Here is a 22,986-nt window from a genome sequence, read left to right as displayed (position 1 = left end):
CGCTTATTTATTATCAGATCATGATCTGGTCTGTCGGCCGCACCCGTTCAAGACGGGCGGCGGTCACGATGACTTCAGCGCGTCCGCAGGCTCGGCGGTCTTCGGCTTGGGGTGGCTGTGACGCCAATAGGCGCCGACCATCAGCGCGATCAGCACGGCGCCGAGCGCCTGCGGCACGAAGGACCACAGCGTCTGACCGACCATGAATTTGAACTGCTGGGTCTCTTTCTCGCCATTCGCTCGCGTGAGCGTCACATAGCCGATGAAATGGCCCTTTTCAGTGAATCTGTGCTCGAAGTTGAAGGTGCCGGTCTTATAGAGCTTCGCCGGCAGATGAACGATGGTGAGCGGCTCGAGATCCGTATTGGCCGAAATCGGCGTCAGCGGATCGCGAATGATGCGCAGCTCCAGCGGCAGATCTCGAAAATCGGGATTGGCGATGTCGAAAGTGAAGATGACGCGGCCGACGAAGGGAATATGGTCGCAATATTGCTCGCGCGCGCCTTCCGCCTCATAGGCGGTGACGTGGATCATGTCATAGCCGAACATGACCATGCACATATTGTCCATGACCATCGCTTCCGGGCCGTCGCCGCCGGCGCGAGCCGGAGGAGCGGCAAAGGACGCGAAGAGCAGCGCAAGCGCCAATAGGCACGGTCTCACGGATCGAACGATCATCGGCTTCCTTCCTCCCGACCACGCGCGCACACAGTCGCCGCGGCGCTTTTTCTTCGAGCTTTCGAGAGAGCGAGCTCGCCTCGCCCTCGCTCGTCCCGATTTTTCTTAGTGCAAAAAGGAATCGATTTGAAATCGCTATTTCGTCGATCGGCCGCGGCGTAGCTGCGCTCCTGCGGACCACTGCCAGCGTGAGACTCTATGGATAAATTCTATGCGCGTTCTGGCGCAGACGCGACAATTTCTCCTGCGTCCAAACGCCGCATATATCGCAGTCCGATATAATTGCCGCGTTCTTGCTGCGAGCCCCGGAATCTACCCCGATCGCAAAAAGAAAGCCGGCCGGGCGCGAGGCCCGGCCGGCGGTATTTTCAGCCTTCAGAGAGTTCGATCAGGGCATGTCGCCGGCGACGAACTTCGGAATGACCGGGCCGCCGATTTCGGTGGCGTAGCGCTTGCCCGACGGGCCGAAGAAGAACAGCAGACCGCCGATCTGGCTGTCCGTGTCATAGGCGAGGTCGGAGAGACGCTCGATGTCCCAACGCGCGTCCTGCACCTTGATCTCGATCGTCTTCGTCTCACCCGGCGCGATCGGCGTCGGATCCGTCGACAGACCACGGTCCGCCAGCAGATAGTCGGGGAACTCCGGCTTCGTCGTGAACACGTCGGGGTTCAGGAAGCGGAGACCCGCCGCCGTATACTCGCCGAGCTTCAGCGGCTCGTCCGTCTTGTTCGTGATCTTCACCTGAACCGTCAGCTCGCGGCCCGGCACCTTGTAGACGCCGCCCTTGAGATCGGCCGTGACGACCTTGGAGCCGACGCCCACAGTGCCTTCCTCGGTGATCGGCGTCAGCGGCTTCTGCAAGCCGGCCTGAAGCGGGATCGTGCGCGGGAAGGTGCTGTTGGTGACAGCGTAGCCGATGATCGTCGCGAGGATCGTCACCGCCAGAACGATAGCGCCGACGCGACGGTCGTCGTCACCGATCTGCTCGTCTTCCTTGCCTTCGCTGACGCGCAGGTAGGAAGCGATGAGGCCCTTCTTGAAGAACCAGTAGAGGATCCAGGCCGCAGCCGCGATCATCCACGGGAAGTGCCAGGCGTAGATGCGGTCGATGCCGTAGGTCTCGAGGTCCACGGTCGTGCCGTCCAGCAGCGTGACCGGGTCCTTGAAGTCGGCCATGTCGCCCTTGATCTCGATCCACTGGCCGGGTCCGATGATCGGGCCGCCGCCTTCGACGTTGATCTGCGCATGGACGTGCCAACGGCCGGCGCGGCGCGCCTTCAGCTCGATCGAGAAGGCGTAGTCCTTGCCAACCTCGAGCGAAACCGAACGCGGAGCGAACTGCTCGCCGATGAACTGAGCCGTGCGAACCAGAACCGGGCCGGGCTCGCCGGCGTTCAGGAACGACGACTTCGGGTTCGCCACGGCCTGCGGCCAAGCCGAGAACACGTGCACCTTGCCCGAAAGCACCAGCGACTCGTTGACGTTCAGAGACGTCTTCGACCACTTCACGTCATACCAGTTCAGCGTGCGCATGCGCAGGAACGCCTGCTGCGACTTCTCGCCGTGCGCCGACGCCGGAGCGACGGAGCCCATCGTCGCAGCGACCGCAGCCGCCATGCCCAGGCCGAAGAGCCGAGCGACGCGTCCCGTCGCCAGCACGGCCATTCTCTCCAACAGTTTCATGGAACAACCTCCCAAGTTTCTCTTCGCGGACCGGCCCGTCGGGCCGATCGTCCGCTGTCGTCCTTGCCGGAGCGGCTCTCCCGGGCTCTCTTCTAAGGAGCCCTTCGCAGCCGCCCCTCCTCGCGTGAGGGATCGCGATCCGTCGCCTTGCGGCAGATCAGATCTTGGTGATCACCTTCGTGGTGGAGTACCACTTACCGACGAACCACCACAGGAAGTACACGAGCATCGACACGAAGCCCGAGAAGAACGCGGCCACCGGCACGACGTCCTTACCGAAGGTGCGCAGCGTGCCGCGCTCGACCATGCGGATGTATTCCGGCATCGAGGTGCGGACGAAGTGGAGGCCGATCAGATCAGCCAGAGACATCAGCTGACCATGCTGCTCCGTCGCCTGATGGAAGGCGGCGATCGCCGGCCAGTTGTTCGGGTAGAACAGCAGACCCCAGCCCAGGGCGCCGACCACAGCCGTGATCACATAGGAGCCCGACAGCAGCAGGATGATGTCCAGCCACAGAGCCGGAACGACCAGAGCGGACGGGAACACCAGGCTGATCGGGAAATAGGTCCAGCCCCAGAAGTTCACGTAACGGTTGATCCACTCGCCGATGAGCAGACCCAGAACCGCGAAGGTCGCGCCGAACGGGAGACGGAAGTTCTCCCACAGGAACGCCTGAGCCGCAGCCGCGAAGGTCACGCCCAGGATCGGGATGACCGTCGGCCACATACGACGGTCTTTCCAGTCGACCCAGAAGTCCCAGTCGCCGGCCGTCAGCATGAAGTGAATATGATAGCCGCCCAGCACTGCCAGAAACAGCAGCGTCAGAATCAGCCAATCGGAGGTCTTAACGCATCCCGCCGCTTCCGCGACAGAATGGAAAGGCCCGATAGCCCCCCCGCTCTTCGATGTAGACATCACTCTTCTCCTTGGTGTCTGTCCGCCCGGCGTCTTCGCGCCGGCGTCTCGAGACCTGCCTCCGGCTCTCTCGCGCCGGATTGTCCTTAAAGCTTGCGTCCCCGGCGGCCGCCCTCTCCCCCGCTCCCCGAGACCCCGTCCGAACCGCCGCTGCGCGGCCGTCCGAACGAAGCCTTCGTTCCGAGAGCATTCGGAAATTTCATTCGCCGGAGGCGGCCGTCCGCAGAGCGGGCGGCCGAGTGTCAGGCTGCGATCAGCCGATCAGCGCCGCAACGCCGTCCTTGCCCAGCAGGCGCTTCACGCCGGCCAGGATCTGAAGGACCACGCCGAACACGCCCAGCGCCATCCAGCCGAAGAACACGAAGCCCCAATGCAGCGGAGCGACGAACAGCTCTTCCATGAACCAGAAGGTGTGGCCCCACTCGTTCAGGCCGACGTTCGGGATGATCATGAACGGGCCGATGGCCACGATCAGGAACGCCAGCGAATAGCCGTGCGCGAAGAACGGAATGCGGGTCTTGGCGTAGAAGAACGAGCCGACGCCGAAGATCGAGTAGATCGGATAGCTGAGATAGAACTCGATGATGTGCGACGGCGTGAAGTCCGTGTCGCGAATCACGGTCATATGCCAGGTGCCGTCCTGCTCCGTGAAGAAGCTGGCGCCCCAGTAGATGGCCACCGAGTAGACCGTCAGCCACTGCAGCAGCACGACGTGACGGCGAAGCTCCTCACGCGGAGAAACCGCGTCGACATTGCGGTCGCGGGTCTTCCACAGATAGCCGGCGAGGCCCAGACCAGCCACGAGCTCGAGCGGAATTTCCGTCCACAGCATCGTCAGCCAATAGGTCTGGAACTCGGGAGCGAACGAGTCGAGGCCCGCGCGCCAGCCGAAGATCTGCTCATAGATGCGGATGAAGAGGTAGAAAACATTGAGGACGGCAACGCCGATCCACATGCCCTTCAGGTCCACGATGGCATCTGAGCCGGCGGCTGCGCCGGCCGATGTCTCTGTCGTTACGCTCATCTCAATTCCTCCTAAGTGCTCCCAGGGATTCTCGAAGCGATTTCGCCGCGTCCCGCCTCCCTGCTCGGCACGCGCCTTCGTCTCCAACGGTTGATTGTCGTTGCCGCGGCCTCGCCCTCGGCGCGCCGCTCTCCCGACCTCCCGTTCTCACCGCCTGACGACCCCTCCAAAAGGACCCGCCGACGGCGTTCTTCTTCTTTGCTCGGAGACGAATTTTTCTCGAAACCGCCGCGCGAAACGAAAGCCCCAGCCCCCCGGCGCCTCCCAGCGCCAAAACATCCAAAACGCCCTCGTCCGGCGAGCCGCAACCATTTCCGTTCCGCCTCGTAATGACAATATCCAATAGGGTGGGTCAAAATAATCTATAGAATGGTATCTAGCACGCTATCAGGTAGTTTATGCGGCGCCGCACTTTCGGGCGCTCCCACCCGCGGCGGTTGTCGCCGGAGCCGCACTATCCGCATATAAATCCTTTTAATTCAGCACTTATAAATTTCAGCAACGCCTATAGATCAGGCGCCACAGCCTCAGACGGCCCTCCCCGTCCAGGCTGTGACAGAATGACTTGAGCCGCGGCGCGGCGCCCGTCAGCGGGCGGCTCTCGCCGGCTCGGAAGCCACAGCGTCCAACGCATTGCGCAGGTCCGCGGCGCCCTTGTCGCGCGCGGTGAGCGGCGCCAATCCGAAGCGCGTCTCGATCGTCGCCAGAATCGACGACGTGTCATAGCTCGTGTGGTCGACGAATCCCTTTTTCGCGAAGGGCGAGAGGATCAGCGTCGGCACGCGCGTTCCGGGACCGAAGCGGTCGATCTGCGGCGGCGCGACATGATCCCAGGCGCCGCCGTTCTCGTCGGCGGTGACGATGACCAGCATGTCTTTCCAATTGGGGCTGCGCCGCAGACGCGCGACGACGTCGGCGAGATGGGCGTCGCCGGTTTTCAGATCGGCGTAATTGGGATGCTCGTTGAACTTGCCGACCGGCTTGTAGAAGGACACGGCGGGCAGCGTCCCCGCCTCCGCCGCCGCGAAGAAATCGTCGGCGTCCTTCAAATGCTGCTCGCGCGCCGGCGTTCCGGGCGCGAAATTGGCGAAATAGAGGAAGGGCTGGTGATGCGTCTGAAAATATTCCGGCGCCTCGCGCTGGCGGATGCGCCCGGCCCGCATATCGTTCCAGCCGCCGGCGTACCACGCCCATGAGACGCCTTGCTCGGAAAGGCGATCGCCGATCGTCGGCTGAGTCTGCGGCGGCAGGCCGACGCCCGACGGGGATTCGAGCGGCGAGAGCGGGGTCGGCGGCTGCATCGTGCTGATCACGAAGCCGTCGCTGGTCACGGGCCCGGACTTTTTGTAGCGCGGCGGGCCGATGCGCGCGCTCTTCGGCGAATCCGGCGCACGGGCCAGAAGGCCGGTCGCCTCATCGGCCTCGGCGATCAGCGACGGCGGCGCCGAAGGAAAGGTCGGCGCGCAGGCGCAGACGAGGAACATGTGATTGACGAAGGAGCCGCCGAAGAAGCCGTGGAAGAAATGATCGGCGAGCGTGAACTCCTGCGCGAGCCGCCATTGCGCCAGCGAGCGGCCGTCGTAATAGCCCATCACCAGGCCGCCGGCGCCGGAAACGGCGGCGAAGCGATCCATCTTGCCGCCGTCGATCTGCTCCTTCTCCTGGAAGAAGTCATGCGTCAGATCGGGCGTCTTCTCCGCATTGGGCAGAAAAGCGTCGATCGCGAAAGGCGCATTGGGAAGAACCGCGGGAAAGCGGGAGTCGACGCCCTTCTCGCCACGGATCGGCGGCAGCTCGCCGAAAGGCCTGCCGTCGACATCGACCTGGACGAAACGATCCGCGCCTATGCCGAGTCCATCGGCGCCGGGATAGAGGCCGAAGACATTATCGAAGCTGCGATTCTCCGTGTAGATCACGACGATATGGCCGATGGCGGCGAAAGGGTTTCGCGCCTCCGCCGTTGCGGGGCCGGAAAGGCCGAAGAGCAGCGGCAAGAGCGCCGCTCCGGCGAAAATTCGCGATCGTGTCGAAATGCGTGCCTGTGTCCAAACGCGTGAGCGATCCATGGCGCGGCTCCAGTCTCGATAGCCTCGTCGAAGGCGTGATGGGCGAAGGTAGAATGCCGCGCGCCATAGAAAAAGCCTCCGCGCGGCGATGCGCGGAGGCTCTTCGATGTCGGGCGAGAAGCGGCTCAGTGAGCGTGCTTCGCGGCGAGCTCCTGCTGCGGCTGAGGCGTCGCATTGGTGCGGCCCGGCAGGACCGGATATTCGACCTTGGGCTGATCGCCGGTCAGCGCGCCGAGGAAGGCGACTATGGCCGTGGTCTCGTCCGGCGCCAGCTCGAGGCCGAGCTGCGATTTCGCCATGACATTGACCGCCTCCTCCAGAGTCCACACCTGGCCGGTGTGGAAGTAGGGAGCGCGCAGCGCCACATTGCGCAGCGGCGCGACGCGGAAGGAGAAGACGTCCGCCGGGCTCTTGGTGACGTTGAAACGGCCCTTGTCAGCTTCCGGCAGAATGGCCGCCGCCGGCTTCTCCACCGCGCCGAACTGCGTGTAGCCGCCGCCGCCGGCGTTCACGCCGTCGTGGCAGCCGCCACAGCCCTTGTCGAGGAAGAGGCGCAGGCCCTTCTTCTGCGTCGCGTCCAGCGCCGCCTCGTCGCCGCCGAGGAATTTGTCGAGGCGCGAATTGGGCGTCACCAGAGTCGATTCGAAGGCCTCGATCGCCTTGGCGAAATTGTCGAAGCTCGCCGGCTTGTTGTCGCCGGGGAAGGCCTTCTGGAAGGAGGCGACATAGGCCGGAATGCTGTTCAGCGTCGCCTCGACATTGGCGGGCGTGTTGTTCATCTCGACGCCGGCCTGCACCGGGCCCTTGGCCTGGGCCTTCAGATCCTCGGCGCGGCCGTCCCAGAACTGGGCGACGTTGAACACGGCGTTGAGAACGGTCGGCGCGCGGCGCGGACCCTTCTGCCAGCCATGGCCGATGGAGGTCGAGCCGGCGTCGACGCCGCCGAGGCTCAGATTATGGCACGAGTTGCAGCTGATGAGCTGGCTCGAGGAAATGCGCGGATCGAAGAACAGCTGCTTGCCGAGCTCGATCTTGGCAGGTGTGACGTCGTTGTTCTTGACCGCCTTTGTGGCCGCGGCCGGGGTGATCGGCTTGAAAACGGCGTTGGCGTCCGACCGCAGATCGCCAGCGACCGCGGCGAAAGGGACCAGCGCCAGCGCGCTCAGCGCAGCGATGAATGCTCGTGACATTTTCCCAGGGCTCCTCCGATGGGGATCGAGCTTGCGCTGCGAACAGCCGAGGCCCGAACCGCCGCCCGCCTACCACAAGCTGGGCTCACGGGCAAAGGCGATAATGCGCCAAAATGGGAGAAATCATGTAATTGCAACTATAGCTCGACGATTTTTCCGGTCATGTCGAATTGATGACGCCGACCTGCGCTCAGATGATTTTCTTGCGCTCGGCTATGGCAATATTTGTTGCGCCGCACAGCCGATGTTACTGGCGAAGGCCAAGACAAAAACATGCGCTCGGGCGCGAGGCGCCTTGCCGATGAGAGAAATTCCGGGCAGGATCATGGCCATCGCGCCGAGAAAAGAAGCGGCTCCTATCCGACAGGCGCGACGGGGAGGAAGACATGGCCGTGCGCAAGCGCGCCGCGACGACGCTCGCGGCAATGCTCAGTCTTTCGGGGCTCGGTTTCGCGGGGGTCGGCGTCGCCGAGCCGCTGGGGCTTCCCCCGGTGACGATCCCGCAGGACAATCCGCAGACGGCGGACAAGATCGCGCTGGGCAATCGCCTGTTCCACGATCTACGCTTCTCCTCGGACGGCGCGGTCGCCTGCGCCACCTGCCACAAGGACGATCACGCCTTCACCGACAGCCCGCTGCGCACATCCGAGGGCGTCGGCAAGAAGACCGGAACGCGCAACGCCCCGACGGTGATAAACGCGGCCTATTTCACCTCCTTTTTCTGGGACGGCCGCTCGCCTACGCTCGAGGATCAGTCGCAGCATCCCTTCCTCAATCCGGTCGAGATGGGCCTGCCGACGCATGAGCCCATTCTGCTCATCGCGCGGTCCGATCCCTTCTATGTCGAGCTGTTCAAAAAGGCCTTCGGCAAGACCGGCGACGGCGTGACGATGGAGGAGGTGAAGAAGGCCATCGCCGCCTATGAGCGCACAGTCATCGCCGGCGATTCGCCTTTCGACCGCTGGCGCTTCGGCAATGAGGAGAATGCGATATCGGAGGCCGCCAAGCGCGGCTTCGAGGTGTTCGTCGGCCAGGGCCGCTGCGTCTCCTGCCATGTGATCGAGCAGACTCAGGCGCTGTTCACCGATAATCGCTTCCACAATATCGGCGTCGGCATCAATCGGGCGCAATTCGACGTGCCTCGACTCTCCGCCGAATTCCTTAACGCCAAGGCGAAAGGCGCGGACGTGGACAAGGCCGTGCTGACCGATCCCAAAACCTCCGAGCTCGGTCGCTTCGCCGTCACCGATCAATTCGACGTGATCGGCGCCTTCAAGACGCCCACCCTGCGCAATGTCGCGGTGACAGCGCCCTATATGCACGACGGCTCGCTGAAGACTCTGAAGGATGTCGTCAAGCACTACAATAATGGCGGACGCAGCGAGGGCGATCCAGCCCAGGTCAACGACTATCTCTCCGGCGGCATTCGTCCTCTCAATCTCTCCGAGCAGCAGATGGACGATCTCGTCGCCTTCATGGAAACGCTCACCACGCCGGCCTATTTCGGCGCCAAAACGAGATGAGCGCGCCGCGCCACGCGGTCACGACAAGGGAGCGGAGCAGATGAGCGAATTCGTCACCAGGCGCAGCGTGCTGGCGGGAGCCGGCGCCGGCGCGGCGCTGACCACTCTGCCGATCAGCATGGTCACGCTCGCCTTCGGCGGGGAGCGCGAGGATTTCACCTTCACCTATATTTCCGACGCGCATATTCAGCAGATCAAGGGCGCGAGCTTCGTGCGCAATTGGGATCAGGGGCTGAAGCGCGCCGTCGCCGAGGCCAATCTGGTGAAGCCGGAATCGGATTTCGTCATCTTCGGCGGCGATCTCGCCCAGCTCGGCAAGCGCGAGGAGCTGGACCACGGCGCCGAGATTCTCTCCAAGCTGAAAGGCAAGCTGCACGCCGTCATGGGCGAGCACGATTATTATCTCGATCTCGGCGATTATTGGAGCAAGCTCTACGGCCCGCATTATTACAGCTTCGACCATAAGGGCGTGCATTTCATCGTGCTGAACTCGATTTTGACGAGCGAGCAATGGACCTTCCATCGCTGGCCGACAGCCGAGCAGCGCATGCTGGAAATGGCGGGGCTCGACAATCCGAACGGCTCGCCCTTCATGGTCGGCGACAAGCAGCGCAAATGGCTCGCCAATGATCTCGCCAAGCTGGACAAGAAAACGCCGATCGTCGTCTTCTCCCATTCGCCGCTGCAGAAGATCTACAAGGGCTGGAATTTCTGGACCGACGACGCCGAGGATGTGCAGGCGCTGCTCGCGCCTTTCGACAGCGTGAACGTCATCTACGGCCATGTCCATCAGATCCAATATAATCAGATCGGCAACATCAGCTTCAATTCGGTGATGGCCACCGCCTGGCCCTGGCCCTATCCGCAGAGCTATGCGCAGGCCGAGAGCCATCTGCCCGTGCTCACCATTCCGATGAATCGCGCCGATCCTTTCTTCGAGCGCGACGCCACCGGCTGGCAGCTGATCGACATAGGCTCGGGCCGCGTCACCGCGCGCTATCAGCTCTGGGACAATGACCAGCGCACCGTCGCCTTCGACCACAAGGCCGGGCATCCGGTCGATATCGCCTATCAGGAGCCGACGCAGCGCCGTCTGCCGCAAACTCATTATTGATCGGAGTTCGTCATGCTTCGCTCGACCTTGCTCCTCGCTTTCAGCCTCGCCGCCTTCGGCGCGACGACCGCGCGCGCCGATGAATTCACCAAGACCGACGTCGAGCGCTATCAAAAGGAATTCGAGCAGGTGGCCGCCAAGGGCCGCGAATTATGGACGAGCGGCGCGCTCGGGACCAATGGCGTCGCCTGCGCGCAATGCCACCCCAACGCCGCCAACACGCACCCAGAGACCTATCCCAAGTTCCAGAAGCAGCTCGGCAAGGTCGCGCAGCTTTTCGAAATGGCGAATTGGTGCATTCGCAATCCGCTGCAAGGCGCCAATCTCGCGCCCGACGATCCGCGCATGACGGCGCTCGTCTCCTACATTACTTTCGAGCGGCGCGGCGTGAAACTCGCGCCCGGCCAGCACTAGGAGTTCGCCATGCGAAAATTTGCTCTCGCCCTGCCCGCTCTGCTGATCGCCGGCTCCGCCTGGGCCGCCGCGAGCGACCAGCCCGGCGCCGATGCGCAGAATTTGGCGGGCGCCGCCCCGGCTCAGGCGACGGCCGCGCCCTCCCCTTGCGCGGGCTGCGCCGGTCACGATTGCGCCAATTGCCCGCTGGCCCTCGCCGCGGCGCAGGAGATCGGCGCGGCGCAACCGCCGGCCCCGATCCGCTGCAATGTCGACTGATCACGCGCTGCGCTGAATGGTTCGGGGCGTGACGACGCTCACTCGTCGATGCTCCAGCTCGCGACCTCGCGCCCGTCGCCGTCCAATATGCGGAATCCATGCGGCAGCGGCTTATGCTTGCGCTGGACGATCACATTCGAGAACAGCGACTTGGCGTGAGTGACCGCCTTGCGCACGTCGCTGATGTCGGTGTTCATCCGATCGATGACCTGCGCGGTCATTCCCTCTGGAGCGACGCCGACGAATTCGATGACGAGCATGGGAGCCTCCGGGTCAGAACCAGGAGGTCGGGCGCGCAAGGGGCTCCGTCAAGGCGCGCTGCGGTCCGCCCTCAGCCCAGCGACATCTTCTCCCCGAACAGCTTGCGATATTCGCCGAGCGCATAGCGGTCGGTCATTCCGGCGATGTAATCGGCGACATGGCGGGCGCGGGCGGCGCCCTCTTCGGCGCGGGCGAGCTCGGCCCATTCCGGCGGCATTTGCGCCGGATTGTCGAAATAGACCGGGAAAAGCCGCGAGATCACCTGCTCGGCGCGCTCCCAGACGCCGACCACCTTCTCGTGCCGATACATTTTGGGGAAGAGAAAGGCTTTGATCGACCGATCCGCCTCGGCCATGGGCGGCGAGAAGGCGATCGTCGCCACGCCGGCGCGGCGGACATCCTCCACACTCTTCGCTCCGACGAGGCGCAGGCGCTTCTCCGATTGGATGATGGCGTCCTCGACGAAGCGGGTGATGACCCGCCGGCCGAGCTCGTGAATGACGCGCGTGCGCTCCAGCGCGCCGTAGACGGCGCGAATCTCGTCCAGCATCACGCCGATGAAGGGGACGGCCTCGATATCCTCGAGCGAGAACAGGCCGGCGCGCAACCCGTCGTCTATGTCATGGGCGTCATAGGCGATGTCGTCGGCGAGCGCGGCCGCCTGCGCCTCCGGCCCCGCGAATGTGTCCAGATCGAGCGGAAACAGCGCGTCGAACTCCGCCACATAGGGGGCGAGCGCGCGATTGGCGCGCGGGCCGCGCAAAGGGCCATTGTGCTTGACGAGGCCTTCCAGCGTCTCGAAGGTGAGGTCCAGCCCGTCGTAGCGGGCGTAGCGGCGCTCGAGCAGAGTGACGACGCGCAAAGCCTGGGCGTTGTGATCGAAGCCGCCATAGGCCTCCATGCAGCGCTGCAGCGCATGCTCCCCGGCATGGCCGAAGGGCGTATGGCCGAGGTCATGGGCGAGCGCCACCGCCTCGGCGAGGTCCTCGTCCAGCGCCAGAGCGCGGGCGAGCGCGCGGGCGATCTGCCCCACCTCTATCGTATGGGTCAGCCGCGTGCGGAAATGGTCGCCGTCCAGCGGCACGAAGACCTGCGTCTTATGCGCGAGGCGGCGAAAGGCCGTCGAATGAATGATTCGGTCGCGGTCGCGCTGGAACTCGCTGCGCGTCGGCGAGGCCGATTCGGGAAAGAGGCGCCCGCGCGACGCCGAAGGGTCGCTGGCGCAGGGGGCGCGGCCACGGACGCCGGGATCTTCGATCGCCAATCGTCTCTCCTGTCATTGCAAGGTCACGCGGGCGGCCATATTTTCGCTTCGCATATCCCGCCCGCCCCGGGGAGCGCAAGCGACGAGGCCGGCGAGACAAAAGCCAAAAAAGAGGAAGGCGCGCCCAAATGACCGATACGGCGACGATTGCGAAGATCGAGATGAGCGAGCGCGCGGCCAAGCGCATTCACGCCATTCTCGCCGGCGAGGCCGAAGCCAAGGCGCTGCGGCTTTCGGTCGACGGCGGCGGCTGCTCCGGCCTGCAATACGCCTATACGGTCGAGACCGAGCCCAAGGCCGACGATATCGTCGTCGAGCGCGACGGGGCGCGGCTCGTCGTCGATTCGATCTCCGCCGCCTATATCGCCGGCGCGCGCGTCGATTATGTCGAGGATCTGATGGGCCAGTCCTTCCGCGTCGAGAATCCCAACGCGACCGCCTCCTGCGGCTGCGGCTCCAGCTTCTCGGTCTGACCGCGCCCCTCCTCCGCCTCCTCTTGTCGGAGTCCTCGCTTGCAGTCTCTATTTATCGGCCATTCCTATATCGACGTGACCATGCGCACGCAGGTCATGCCCAAAGGCGACGAGAAGGATGTGGCGGAGGATTACGCCGTCTCCTTCGGCGGCAACGCCGTGACCGCCGCCTTCGCCTGCTCCAAGCTGATCGGCGACGGCGTCGAGCTGCTGACGCAGCTCGCGCCCGACTGGCTCGGCCATATGTTCATGGACATGGCCGCGACCTATGGGCTGCGCGTGCATCCACGCCGGGTGCGCCGCTCCTCGCTGTCCTTCGTGCTGCCCAAGGACGGCAAGCGGGCGATTCTGCGCGCCCGCGACAATAATTTCCTCGAGGACTTCCAGCGCCTCGATCTGACCGGGGTCCGCGCCCTGCACAGCGACGGGCATATCGCCGACGCCGCTCTCCATTACGCGCGCGCCTGCCGCGAATCGGGCGCGCTGACCTCGCTGGACGGCGGTGCGCTGCGGCCGGGAATCACCGATCTGCTGGAGTTCATCGACGTCGCCATCGTCGCCGAGCGGCTCTGCGAACAGATGACGCTCTCGGAGGCCGACATGCTGGCCTTTTTGAAGAGCAAGGGCTGCCGCATCGGCGGCGTCACCAATGGCGAGCGCGGAATGCTCTGGTACGACGAGAATGGCGAGGTGCAGCGCCTGCCCTCTCTCCCCGTGCCGGCGGAGCGCATCGTCGATACGTCGGGCGCGGGCGATGTGTTCCACGGCGCCTATATGGCGTCCTATCTCCAGCGGCCGGAAGCGCCCTGGCGCGAGCACTTCCGCTTCGCGCGCGCGGCTTCCGGCTACAAGATTCAGCACCTCGGCAATGAGGCGGGCCTGCCGTCCCAGAATGACATAGTAGCGACACTCGCGCTTTTTCCGCCTGCCGATTGAATGGCTTGTGGGCGACGCGAAAGAAATCGAGAAAGGCGGCGAACAGGGCTTGGCAAGAGTGCTTAGAGCTTGCTATATGCCCGCCACCGTTCCCCGATAGCTCAGCCGGTAGAGCAAGCGACTGTTAATCGCTGGGTCGCAGGTTCGAGTCCTGCTCGGGGAGCCAGCAATATCAATTAGCTGCCTTCGTCGCTCGCGCGCTGTTTTACAGATTTACCGGCGCGTTTTGCAGCTCTCCTCGCTTCCCCTTCCCGAATAGGTCCGCTGCGGCGATCAGCTTGCGGTCGCGGGCGGCAGTGTCTACCTCCTCGGAATAATGGGGCGACATTACGAGATTGTGGCCTAGCGGGTTGACGCCGTGGGCGGTTTTGCCGTGGGCGCCCTGTCGCCGAATAGGGGAAGGAAATGGCCGAGTTGACCAATGACGATGTCAGAGAAGCCGTACACGAGGCGCTCGCCGAGAAATTTGAGATGACGCTCGGAATCGATTGCCAAGCCCCGGAAGAGCGCGCCGAAATGCGCAAGGATATGGAGTTCTTGTGTTCGCTGCGCCTCGGCGCTTGCAAAGGGGGCGAGAAAATATTCCGGTGGGCGTTCGCCCTGCTCGGAACAACCGGATATTAGTGAACATATCAGCCGATAGAATGCCCTAGCGCTTCGAGAGACAGCCCCACCGGTTATCGCCGGGCGCGACGGCGATTGCTCTCCCTCCTCGGGTTCCTCCCAAACTGCAACGCTATCGGCGGAATATGATCTTCATGCAGGCAGCCGAATCGGGTAACCTGCCATATTGAAAGGAAGATTATAGGTGCCGTTCAAGTCTCAGCGAGTGCGTTGCCCACTCCACAACCTTATCGCATTTCCAGCGGATGATTTTCACGACGCCCTCTGGCACGTCGTTCAAACGCGAGCTTTTCAACGCCTGAGGCGTGTAAAGCAACTTGGTTTTTCTGATCTCGTCTATCCTGGGGCGACGCACTCGCGTTTTGCGCATAGCCTAGGAGTTTTTCACATAGCGCGTCGGCTGATGCAGATCATTGAAGCGCACATGGGCAGCACGAGATATCGACCCTATCAGGCCGATGCGGCTGTTGCCGCGGCACTCGTACACGACCTGGGGCACGGTCCATTCAGTCATGCTTTCGAGGATGTAGGCCGTCGTCTTAAGCTGAAAATGGCTGATCATGAGCACGTCAGCGACGCATTAATTCGGGATGGAGATGTGGCCGACGCATTAAATCAACTAGGCAGCGGTTTTGCCAACGACGTTGCTGCAATCGTGAAAGGGGGACCCCGCAGCCTTTACGGCGCGGTCGTTTCAAGTCAGTTCGATGCTGACCGTTTAGATTACATGCGCAGGGATCGGCTCATGACCGGGACCCAGCACGGGGCAATAGACTTCGAGTGGCTCATTGCAAACATTGAAATTGGAGAGGTTCCCTACGGAGTAGATGAGCAAGAATTAGGCAAAATTGAAACCTTTGTGCTTGGACCGAAGGCCGTGTTTGCTGCGGAGGCCTACGTCGTTGGCTTATTTCAATTGTATCCAACAGTCTATTTCCATAAAGCAACCAGGGGAGCCGAGAAACTGTTCACGGAGCTGCTTCTCCGGGCTTTTGAGCTGCTTTTAGAAGGTGAGCACCTCCGAACAGGGTTGCCCGAAAATCATCCGCTCGTTAGATTTATCCGAAACCCAAATGATATCGAATGCGTGCTTTCGCTCGACGATACAGTCGTATGGGGTGCTTTGCCATTGTTTGCTGATGCGCCCGATGCGGCCCTAGGAAACTTAGCCAGACGGCTCCGCGATCGGAAATTTTACAAATCGTTGAATGTTCGCGAGCAAATTGCAAACGCGCTAGGAGCCGAACGATTGGAGAAGGAAGCTTGCCTTCTCGACCAATTGTCGGATCGAGTGGAAGAAAAAATTTCGGAATGGGTGTGCGCAAACGGGTGTGACCTCCCGAGAATTTTGGTGGATCGCGCCGAGCGCGAGCCCTACAAGAAGCTTCAAGAATCAAAAGGACCATTGAACCAAATCCGGATTCGTACTGCAGACGATCGACTGGTCGATTTGGGGGAGCGATCTCGTATCGTGCGAGGAATTGAACCATTTCGGCTTTTCAGAGTCTATGCGGCAGCCGAGGACGGTGAGGCGCGGGATTTGGTCAAGGATCTGATCCGGGGAGAGATCAAAAATGCCGCAGGTAAATAAGCTCGGACATCCGGCGCAGAGGGCAGCCGAGATTATTCGCGACGCTGGAGGTCGTGTTGTTGGCCGAACCCGTCTTCAGAAGATTGCTTATCTGTTGGAGCTAAGCGGAGTTGGCACGGGGTTTCACTTCGAATATCGCCACTATGGTCCTTACTGCGAAGACTTGACATCTGCTATTCGGTCCGCGAATCGACTTGGAATTGCTAAAGAGGAGGAGCACCCAACTAGCTGGGGTGGCTTCTATTCAATTTTCACAACCGAGTTGGCTAGTTCAGGCGAGGCGCTCCCCGGTAGGATCGAACTTGTACAAAAAGCAGCAAGTGCTGATCCCATCGAACTTGAGCTTGCCGCAACGGCCGCGTTCCTATTCTCCGTGGGCGAGGTCGATCCGTGGGGCGAGACTGAACGACGCAAACCAGAAAAGGCTAAGGACAGGCTGGAACGCGCAAAGACACTCTATGCCAGCTTACGCCGCATCCACACGCCCCTACCCCTTCCAGACCTTTCTTGATTGCGTTTCGTGTCGGAGGCTCGCGGCGGCGGTATTGATGCCGCGGGTCGCGGCCGTGCATTCTAGATCGATGTTGATATATTGTTGCTATAGGACTGCTGACTTATATTTATTTCAAATACTTAGGTAATTAATCGAATCCTACTCGGGAAGCCGGCAATCGTCCCGCCCCTGTGAAATCCGTCTCTCGGCGCCTAGATTGGCGGCACGGGAGCCTCGCTATGCAAAAATCCATCGTCATCACCGTGAGCCATGATCTCGGCGTCGAGACGGCGCGGGCGCGCGTCGCCGCCGGGCTCGAACAGCTGCGGCGGGACTATGTGGACAAGCTCGCCCATTCCGAGGTCGTCTGGACCGGGAACGCCGCCGATCTGAAGGTCGGCGCCTTCGGCCACAATATGCAGGCGCGCATAGACGTGCTCGCCGATTCGCTGCGCATAGAGGTCTGGCTGCCCTGGCTGCTGGCGGCTCTGGCGGGGCCGATTCAGACCGCGCTCGCCCATCGCGCCGGCGAGGCGCTGCGGATCGAGCACAAGCCGCAGGGCTGACGGCTCAGCGCTTGCCGGCGGCGAGACGCGCGGCGCGGCGGCGATAATATTGCAGCCGCGTCGTGCGCAAGCTGTCGACGCCATGGCTGTCGATGGAGCTCGCCCAGGCCTCGAACTCGTCCCGCGTCAGCGAATAGCGCCGGCAGACATCGTCGAGCGAGACGACGCCGCTGCGCACCGCCGCCACCACTTCGGCCTTGCGACGCACCACCCAGCGTGTCGTGGGCGGCGGCAGACAGGCATAGGCGATTCGATTTGCGGCCTCGTCGCCGGGGCTGAACGTCGTCGGATCAAGCGTCATCATGGCGCCGCTCCACAAAGAAGCTTTCGCATCACAATCGCGAAAAACGGCCCGCCGCCTCGAGCGGCGAGATTTGTGACATTTCCAGCAAAGGCTGAAGAAAGTGTTGCTGCGCGCGCGAGCGCGAGAGACGACCTTAACCACATCCGCTCGCGCCGCCGGCCAGCGGCCGCGCCATGGTCTAGACTAGGCTTTCATTTGCAATCGGAGGCGTCCCATGTCGAAAGCCCTGCTCGTCGCATCGATCGTCTTCGCAGGCGTCGCAGTCGCGGCCTCGGCGCGCGCGGAGCCATTCGCGCGGGACCGCCAGCGCGAGGGCGGCGCGGGGCCTTCGCGCGCGCAGGCCGCCGAGCAGCGACGCGATCTGTGGGAGGCGCGCAAGCACGCCTATGAGCAGCGCCGGCGTCAGCGCGAGCGGCAGAGACACGCCCCTCCCCCCGGCCAGAACGCCGGCGGCCCGGCGCCCTACGGCTATGGAGCGCCATATGGCGGCGGCTACTACGGGGATTACGTCAATCCGCCGCCGCGCCAGGCGCCGCCGCCCTCGCCGCGCGGGCTGCACGACGGGCTCTGGTATTACTGACGCGTCGCCGGCTCGCCGCGCCGCTCCAGCGCCGAGCTCACGATCTCCAGCGCGATGGCGAGCAGCGCCTCGGCGTCATTGGGCTTGACGAACACCTTGTCGGCGCCGGCCCGCATCGCCTCCTCATGGATCGACGGCGCGGTGGAGGTCGTCAGCACGAAAACCGGCAGCTCCTTCAGCAGCAGCGAGCGGCGCAGCGACTTCAGGAACTTCACGCCGTCGAGGCGCGGCATGTTGAGGTCCAGCACCAGCACATCCGGGAGCTTGTCGGTGATCTCCTCGCGCGAGACGAGAAAGATCGCGTCCAGCCCATTGTCGACCTGCTCGCATTCTATGTCGCGCTCCAGCAAGGAGCGCACGGAATCGAGGGCGCGCTTGAACAGGAAGACGTCGTCTTGATCGTCCTCGATGATCAATACGCGGCAGGCCCGATTCTTCGTCTCGACAGCGGACATCACAATCCCCATCTTCTCGACTTGCGCTCGTTTTCTCAGACGCTGTCTCCTATCAGATAGGATGCGGTCGCCCCGCGCGCAGCAACGAGCGCTGACAGATGCGCGCGACGAGGGGTGCGAGGATGAGCTTCGACAGCATAGGCGACGATCATTTTCGCCTCGCGGTAGAGTCGGCGCCTGCCGCCATGATCGTCAGCAGCGCCGATGGACTCATTCAATTCGTCAACGCGGAGACCGAGCGTATGTTCGGTTATCGTAGCGACGAACTGGTTGGAAAGTCCATCGATATTCTCGTCCCGGCGCGCATGCGGGCGGCGCACTCCTCCTTGCGCCAGAGCTTCCTCGCTCATCCGAGCAAGCGGCCGATGGGCGCCGGCCGCGATTTGAAGGCGACGCGGCGCGACGGCAGCGAGTTTCCGGTCGAGATCGGCCTGACGCCGATCGAGAGCGAGAGCGGCGCGGTCGTGCTGGCGACCGTGCTCGACATCACCGCGCGGCGCGAGGCGGAGAACGCGCTGTCGCAGCGCGCGGCGGAGCTGGAGCGCGCCAATGAGCGTCTGGCGCAATTCGCCTATGTCGCCTCGCATGATCTGCAGGAGCCGCTGCGCAAGATCGCCGCATTCGCGGATATTCTCGAGCAGGCGATCTCCAGCGCCAATGAGAACGACATGAGCTACGCCAATAGCGTGATGCGCTCCTCGGCGCTGCGCGCGCGCGAGCTGGTCGACGATCTCCTCACCTATTCGCGCGCGATCAATGATGCGCAGAATGTGCAGGACCTCGATCTGCGCGACGAGCTGGACCTCGCCATCGACGATCTCTCCGAGGCGATCGCGGAGAGCGGCGCCCGCCTGCGCATAGACGCGCCGCATGTCGCTTTTCGCGCCGACCGCTCGCAATTCGCGCGGCTGACGCATAATATCGTCTCCAACGCGCTCAAATATCGCAAGCCCGATCACGCGCCGGAGATCGTCATCCAAGCGACGCAGAACGAGCGCGAAATCGTCGTGGCTTTCGCCGACAATGGCATCGGCTTCGAAAGCAAATATGCGCAGCTCGTCTTCGAGCCGTTCAAGCGGCTGCATCCGAAAGGCAAATATCCCGGCACCGGTATAGGACTCGCGATCTGCAAATCCATCGCCGATCGTCATGGCTGGCGGCTGTCCGTGACATCGCAGCCGGGACAAGGATCGACTTTCTTTGTCACGATTCCGGCGGGAAGAACGAATAATGGGAAAAGCGAATAGCGAGCAGCGCGCCCTCGCGCGACACGGAGACCTCATATGATCGACCTCCATTTTTGGCCCACGCCCAATGGCCACAAGATAACGATCTTTCTCGAGGAGGCGGGGCTCGCCTATAAAATCGTCCCCGTCGACATTTCGAAAGGCGAGCAATTTGCTCCGGCCTTTCTCGCCATCTCGCCGAATAATCGCATGCCGGCCATCGTCGACCATGCGCCGGCGGACGGCGGCGCGGCCGTCTCGCTGTTCGAATCCGGCGCGATCCTCGTCTATCTCGCCGAGAAGACGGGGCGCTTTCTGCCGAGCGATCTGCGCGGCCGCGCGCGCGCTCTCGAATGGCTGTTCTGGCAGGTCGGCGGGCTCGGCCCCATGGCCGGCCAGAACCATCATTTCCGCAATTATGCGCCGGAGAAGATTCCTTACGCGATCGATCGCTATGTGAACGAGACCAATCGCCTCTATGGCGTGCTGGACAAGCGCCTCGCGGGGCGAGACTACATCGCCGATGACTATTCCATCGCCGATATGGCCGCCTATCCCTGGATCGTTCCTTATGAGCGGCAGGGACAAAATCTCGACGATTTTCCCAATGTGCGGCGCTGGCTCGAGACGATGCGCGCGCGGCCGGCGGTCGAGCGCGCCTATGCGAAAGGCGAGATCCTCTCCCGCCCGCGCGACGGCTTCACGGAAGAGGAGCGCAAAATCCTCTTCGGCCAGACGGCCGCGAGCCTGCGCGGCGCCGGCTGAGCGTTTCGGCGCGGCGAATACAATCCCCCCTCGTCCTGAGGCGCTTTTTGCGGCGCGCAAAAAGCCTCGAAGGACGATCCAGCGCCACGCAGCGGCCGCCCTTCGAGACGCCCGCTTCGCGGGCTCCTCAGGGCGAGGGATGGATGTTGAATCCGAATGGATCGAACGGAAGTCGTATCACTCCCCCTGCTTCTGGCGGCGCTTCTTGTTCCGCCAGGAGGCGAAGAAAACGACGGCGAGAAAGACGTTTATGCCGAGGACCCATTTGTCGCTCCACGACAATTGGCTCCAGATCGTGTGCAGATAGGACAATTCGCTCTCCCTTTGCGGGCGCTCGCCGCCCGCTTTTTTTTCATTTTCGCCGCGCCGCGGCTCGGGTCTGGAATTTACGCGCAATGGCGCGCGCGATAAAGGCCCCGGCGATCATCCCGCCCGCAGCAGCTTCACCGCCTCGTCGCGCTCGAAGAGATAGAGCAGAACCCTCAGCGCCTCGCCCCGCGGGCCGGAGAGGTCCGGGTCGCGGCGCAGGGTCAGCTCGACATCGTCGCGCGCTATGGCCAGCAGCCGAGCATGGGCCGAGAGATCGGCCAGGCGGAAGCCCGGCAGGCCGGATTGCCGCGCGCCGAGAATTTCTCCTTCCCCGCGCAGGCGCAAATCCTCCTCCGCTATGCGGAAGCCGTCCTCGGTCTGGCGCAGCATGACGAGCCGCGCCTTGGCCGTCTCGCCGAGCGGGCCTTTGTAGAGCAGAAGGCAGGAGGATTTGCCGGAGCCGCGCCCGACGCGCCCGCGCAGCTGATGCAATTGCGCGAGGCCGAAGCGTTCGGCGTGCTCGATCACCATGACCGTCGCCTCCGGCACATCGACGCCGACCTCTATGACAGTGGTGGCGACGAGTATGCGCGTTTCGCCCTGCTTGAACGCCTCCATTGCGGCGTCGCGCTCGGGCGCTTTCATACGGCCGTGAACGAGGCCGACGATCTCGCCGAAAATGCGCGTCAGATCCTCGTGACGATCCTGCGCGGCGGCGAGATCGAGGTCTTCATTCTCCTCCACCAGCGGGCACACCCAATAGACGCGTGCGCCCGAAGCGAGAGCGCGGCTCACGCCCTCCACCACATCGCCGATGCGCGACACCGGCAGCGCGCGCGTCTCGATGGGCGAGCGGCCGGGCGGCTTCTCGTCGAGAATGGAGCTGTCCATATCGCCGAAATAGGTGAGCGCCAGCGAGCGCGGAATCGGCGTCGCCGTCATTACCAGAACATCGACGCTTTCGCCCTTGGCGCCGAGCGCGAGACGCTGCTGCACGCCGAAACGATGCTGCTCATCGACGACCGCGAGGCCGAGATCGGCGAAGGCGAGCTCGCTCTGCACCAGAGCGTGCGTGCCGATGACGATATCGACATTTCCGGCCGCAATGGTCTCATAGAGACGCGCGCGCTCGGAGGGCTTGGCTCTTCCCGTGAGCAGGCAGAGGCGCAGGCCCGCCGCTTCGGCGAGCGGCAGCAGGCGCTCATAATGCTGGCGCGCGAGAATTTCCGTCGGCGCCATCAGCGCGGCTTGTCTGCCGCATTCGACGACGCTCGCCATCGCCAGCAGCGCGACAATGGTCTTGCCGGCGCCGACATCGCCCTGCAGCAGCCGCAACATGCGTCGCGAAGACGCCAAATCCTCGCGTATCTCGACGAGCGCGCGCTGCTGCGCGCCGGTGAGCGCATAGGGTAGCGCGGCTTCTATGATGCGCGTGATGCGTCCGTCGCCGGCGTTCTCGCGGCCCGGCTCGCGCCGCATCTTCGAGCGGATGAGACGCAGCGCCAATTGCTGCGACAGCAGCTCGTCCAGCGCGAGGCGCTGACGCGCCTTGCTGGCCGGCTCTATGTCGGCCGGCGATTTCGGATTCTGCGCGGCGGCGAGCGCGCTCGCGAAATCGGGAAGGCCATTGGCGGCAAGCACCGAAGCGTCCTGCCACTCCGGCAGCTTGGGCAAGCGCTCCAGCGCTCCGGCGACGGCGCGCTGCACGAAGCGCTCTTGCAGCCCTTCCGTGAGGCCGTGCACCGCCTCCGCCGGCGGCAGCTTGGCGAGGCCCGCCTCGTCCAGCACGCGATCGGGATGCACGATCTGCCGGCGCCCGTCATAGAGCTCGATCTTGCCGGAAACCCAGCGCGTCGCGCCTATGGGAAGGCTGCGCTCGATCCAATCGGCGTTGGAGAGGAAGAAGACCAGCTCGGCGTCGCCAGTGTCGTCCTCGACATGGACTTTGAACGGCGCCTTGGCGTAGCGCCCCTGCGGCTTGCGATGCTCGGTGACGCGCACCTTCAGCACGACGACGCGATCTGTCGGCGCCTCGGCGATGGCGGGGCGCAGGCTGCGGTCGACGAGATTGATCGGCAGATGAAACAGCACGTCGATGAGACGCGTCTCCTTGCCCGGCCGGGCGAGCAGCCGGTCGAAATGCTTGGCCGTCTTTGGGCCTATGCCCGGAAGGGCGGCGGCGCGGCCGAACAGCGGATCGAGGATCGAGGGACGCATTCGCGCCTTTTCCCTTATCCGCGCGGATTTGTCATGCCCGCCGACGCCGATTGCC

General features: G+C 63.4%; 25 protein-coding genes and 1 tRNA gene. 14 read left to right on the top strand and 12 right to left on the bottom strand.

Annotation, left to right across the window (positions count from 1 at the left end; translation table 11 throughout):
* Positions 1–63 precede the first annotated feature (63 nt).
* From METLW4_RS0105235 to METLW4_RS0105210, 6 genes are all read right to left on the bottom strand, one after another.
* The gene (locus METLW4_RS0105235) at positions 64–678 is read right to left on the bottom strand and encodes a hypothetical protein (protein WP_026191266.1); all 615 of its coding nucleotides are present in this window, start codon (positions 676–678) and stop codon (positions 64–66) included.
* Positions 679–1,066: 388 nt separating this feature from the next.
* Entirely contained in the window at positions 1,067–2,362 is a 1,296-nt protein-coding gene (gene amoB, locus METLW4_RS0105230) for a bacterial ammonia monooxygenase, subunit AmoB (protein ID WP_018265153.1), read from the bottom strand.
* A 157-nt stretch (positions 2,363–2,519) separates the two neighbouring features.
* Positions 2,520–3,278, bottom strand: a complete 759-nt coding sequence (gene amoA / locus METLW4_RS0105225; protein ID WP_018265152.1) for a bacterial ammonia monooxygenase, subunit AmoA — start codon at positions 3,276–3,278, stop codon at positions 2,520–2,522.
* Positions 3,279–3,531: 253 nt separating this feature from the next.
* A complete protein-coding gene (gene amoC / locus METLW4_RS0105220; protein WP_018265151.1) occupies positions 3,532–4,302 on the bottom strand; it encodes a bacterial ammonia monooxygenase, subunit AmoC in 771 nt (256 codons plus the stop codon).
* Between the two features lie 587 nt (positions 4,303–4,889).
* A complete protein-coding gene (acpA, locus tag METLW4_RS0105215; protein ID WP_018265150.1) occupies positions 4,890–6,368 on the bottom strand; it encodes an acid phosphatase in 1,479 nt (492 codons plus the stop codon).
* 125 nt (positions 6,369–6,493) lie between these two features.
* The gene (locus METLW4_RS0105210; RefSeq protein WP_018265149.1) at positions 6,494–7,558 is read right to left on the bottom strand and encodes a cytochrome-c peroxidase; all 1,065 of its coding nucleotides are present in this window, start codon (positions 7,556–7,558) and stop codon (positions 6,494–6,496) included.
* Positions 7,559–7,944: 386 nt separating this feature from the next.
* On the opposite strand from METLW4_RS0105210, the gene METLW4_RS0105205 reads away from it, so the two are divergent.
* The 4 genes from METLW4_RS0105205 to METLW4_RS0105190 are packed head-to-tail and all read left to right on the top strand — an operon-like array spanning position 7,945 to position 10,867.
* Positions 7,945–9,081 carry a cytochrome-c peroxidase gene (locus tag METLW4_RS0105205; RefSeq protein ID WP_018265148.1) on the top strand — a complete coding sequence of 379 codons (1,137 nt, stop codon included), beginning with the start codon at positions 7,945–7,947 and terminating at the stop codon, positions 9,079–9,081.
* Positions 9,082–9,121: 40 nt separating this feature from the next.
* Positions 9,122–10,195 carry a metallophosphoesterase family protein gene (locus METLW4_RS0105200; RefSeq protein WP_018265147.1) on the top strand — a complete coding sequence of 358 codons (1,074 nt, stop codon included), beginning with the start codon at positions 9,122–9,124 and terminating at the stop codon, positions 10,193–10,195.
* Between the two features lie 12 nt (positions 10,196–10,207).
* Entirely contained in the window at positions 10,208–10,609 is a 402-nt protein-coding gene (locus tag METLW4_RS0105195; protein WP_018265146.1) for a cytochrome c, read from the top strand.
* Between the two features lie 9 nt (positions 10,610–10,618).
* Positions 10,619–10,867 carry a hypothetical protein gene (locus METLW4_RS0105190; RefSeq protein WP_018265145.1) on the top strand — a complete coding sequence of 83 codons (249 nt, stop codon included), beginning with the start codon at positions 10,619–10,621 and terminating at the stop codon, positions 10,865–10,867.
* Positions 10,868–10,905: 38 nt separating this feature from the next.
* Here the strand turns inward: METLW4_RS0105190 and METLW4_RS0105185 are convergent, their stop codons facing one another.
* Positions 10,906–11,127: a hypothetical protein gene (locus METLW4_RS0105185; RefSeq protein WP_018265144.1), complete on the bottom strand. Its 222-nt coding sequence runs from the start codon at positions 11,125–11,127 to the stop codon at positions 10,906–10,908.
* Between the two features lie 71 nt (positions 11,128–11,198).
* Positions 11,199–12,392, bottom strand: a complete 1,194-nt coding sequence (locus tag METLW4_RS0105180) for a deoxyguanosinetriphosphate triphosphohydrolase (RefSeq protein WP_018265143.1) — start codon at positions 12,390–12,392, stop codon at positions 11,199–11,201.
* Between the two features lie 128 nt (positions 12,393–12,520).
* Between METLW4_RS0105180 and erpA the strand changes: the two genes are divergently transcribed.
* The 7 genes from erpA to METLW4_RS0105145 all read left to right on the top strand — a co-directional run bounded on the left by erpA (position 12,521) and on the right by METLW4_RS0105145 (position 17,075).
* The gene (gene erpA / locus METLW4_RS0105170) at positions 12,521–12,865 is read left to right on the top strand and encodes an iron-sulfur cluster insertion protein ErpA (protein ID WP_018265141.1); all 345 of its coding nucleotides are present in this window, start codon (positions 12,521–12,523) and stop codon (positions 12,863–12,865) included.
* 39 nt (positions 12,866–12,904) lie between these two features.
* Positions 12,905–13,801: a sugar kinase gene (locus METLW4_RS0105165; protein ID WP_018265140.1), complete on the top strand. Its 897-nt coding sequence runs from the start codon at positions 12,905–12,907 to the stop codon at positions 13,799–13,801.
* A gap of 90 nt (positions 13,802–13,891) precedes the next feature.
* Positions 13,892–13,967: transfer RNA gene (locus METLW4_RS0105160), tRNA-Asn, on the top strand.
* A 239-nt stretch (positions 13,968–14,206) separates the two neighbouring features.
* Positions 14,207–14,425, top strand: coding sequence for a hypothetical protein (locus METLW4_RS0105155; RefSeq protein ID WP_018265139.1), 219 nt, complete (start codon positions 14,207–14,209; stop codon positions 14,423–14,425).
* Between the two features lie 184 nt (positions 14,426–14,609).
* Positions 14,610–16,016: an HD domain-containing protein gene (locus tag METLW4_RS26305; protein ID WP_157234910.1), complete on the top strand. Its 1,407-nt coding sequence runs from the start codon at positions 14,610–14,612 to the stop codon at positions 16,014–16,016.
* Complete coding sequence (locus tag METLW4_RS27645) at positions 16,000–16,527, top strand: hypothetical protein (protein WP_157234908.1); 528 nt, start codon at positions 16,000–16,002, stop codon at positions 16,525–16,527. Before METLW4_RS26305 ends, METLW4_RS27645 begins: the two co-directional genes overlap by 17 nt.
* 221 nt (positions 16,528–16,748) lie before the next feature.
* On the top strand, positions 16,749–17,075 hold the full coding sequence (locus METLW4_RS0105145) for a polyhydroxyalkanoic acid system family protein (RefSeq protein ID WP_018265136.1): 327 nt from the start codon (positions 16,749–16,751) through the stop codon (positions 17,073–17,075).
* Positions 17,076–17,079: 4 nt separating this feature from the next.
* On the opposite strand, the gene sciP is transcribed toward METLW4_RS0105145, so the two are convergent.
* On the bottom strand, positions 17,080–17,379 hold the full coding sequence (gene sciP, locus METLW4_RS0105140) for a CtrA inhibitor SciP (protein ID WP_018265135.1): 300 nt from the start codon (positions 17,377–17,379) through the stop codon (positions 17,080–17,082).
* A 214-nt stretch (positions 17,380–17,593) separates the two neighbouring features.
* On the opposite strand from sciP, the gene METLW4_RS0105135 reads away from it, so the two are divergent.
* Positions 17,594–17,959, top strand: coding sequence for a hypothetical protein (locus METLW4_RS0105135; protein WP_018265134.1), 366 nt, complete (start codon positions 17,594–17,596; stop codon positions 17,957–17,959).
* Here the strand turns inward: METLW4_RS0105135 and METLW4_RS0105130 are convergent.
* Entirely contained in the window at positions 17,953–18,414 is a 462-nt protein-coding gene (locus tag METLW4_RS0105130; RefSeq protein WP_018265133.1) for a response regulator, read from the bottom strand. The two genes, METLW4_RS0105135 and METLW4_RS0105130, sit on opposite strands and share 7 nt — an antisense overlap.
* Positions 18,415–18,536: 122 nt before the next feature.
* Between METLW4_RS0105130 and METLW4_RS0105125 the strand changes: the two genes are divergently transcribed.
* Both METLW4_RS0105125 and METLW4_RS0105120 read left to right on the top strand, forming a co-directional pair.
* Complete coding sequence (locus METLW4_RS0105125; protein ID WP_018265132.1) at positions 18,537–19,661, top strand: sensor histidine kinase; 1,125 nt, start codon at positions 18,537–18,539, stop codon at positions 19,659–19,661.
* Positions 19,662–19,697: 36 nt separating this feature from the next.
* Entirely contained in the window at positions 19,698–20,405 is a 708-nt protein-coding gene (locus METLW4_RS0105120; protein ID WP_018265131.1) for a glutathione binding-like protein, read from the top strand.
* Between the two features lie 177 nt (positions 20,406–20,582).
* Here the strand turns inward: METLW4_RS0105120 and METLW4_RS28750 are convergent, their stop codons facing one another.
* A complete protein-coding gene (locus METLW4_RS28750; protein ID WP_256377840.1) occupies positions 20,583–20,717 on the bottom strand; it encodes a hypothetical protein in 135 nt (44 codons plus the stop codon).
* Positions 20,718–20,828: 111 nt separating this feature from the next.
* Positions 20,829–22,931 carry an ATP-dependent DNA helicase RecG gene (gene recG, locus METLW4_RS0105110; protein ID WP_018265129.1) on the bottom strand — a complete coding sequence of 701 codons (2,103 nt, stop codon included), beginning with the start codon at positions 22,929–22,931 and terminating at the stop codon, positions 20,829–20,831.
* Positions 22,932–22,986 lie beyond the last annotated feature (55 nt).

It is taken from the genome of Methylosinus sp. LW4, from assembly GCF_000379125.1.
GTDB lineage: Bacteria > Pseudomonadota > Alphaproteobacteria > Rhizobiales > Beijerinckiaceae > Methylosinus.
The sequence above is the reverse complement of the archived record's forward strand: the minus strand, read 5'-3'. Positions and strand labels throughout refer to the sequence as shown.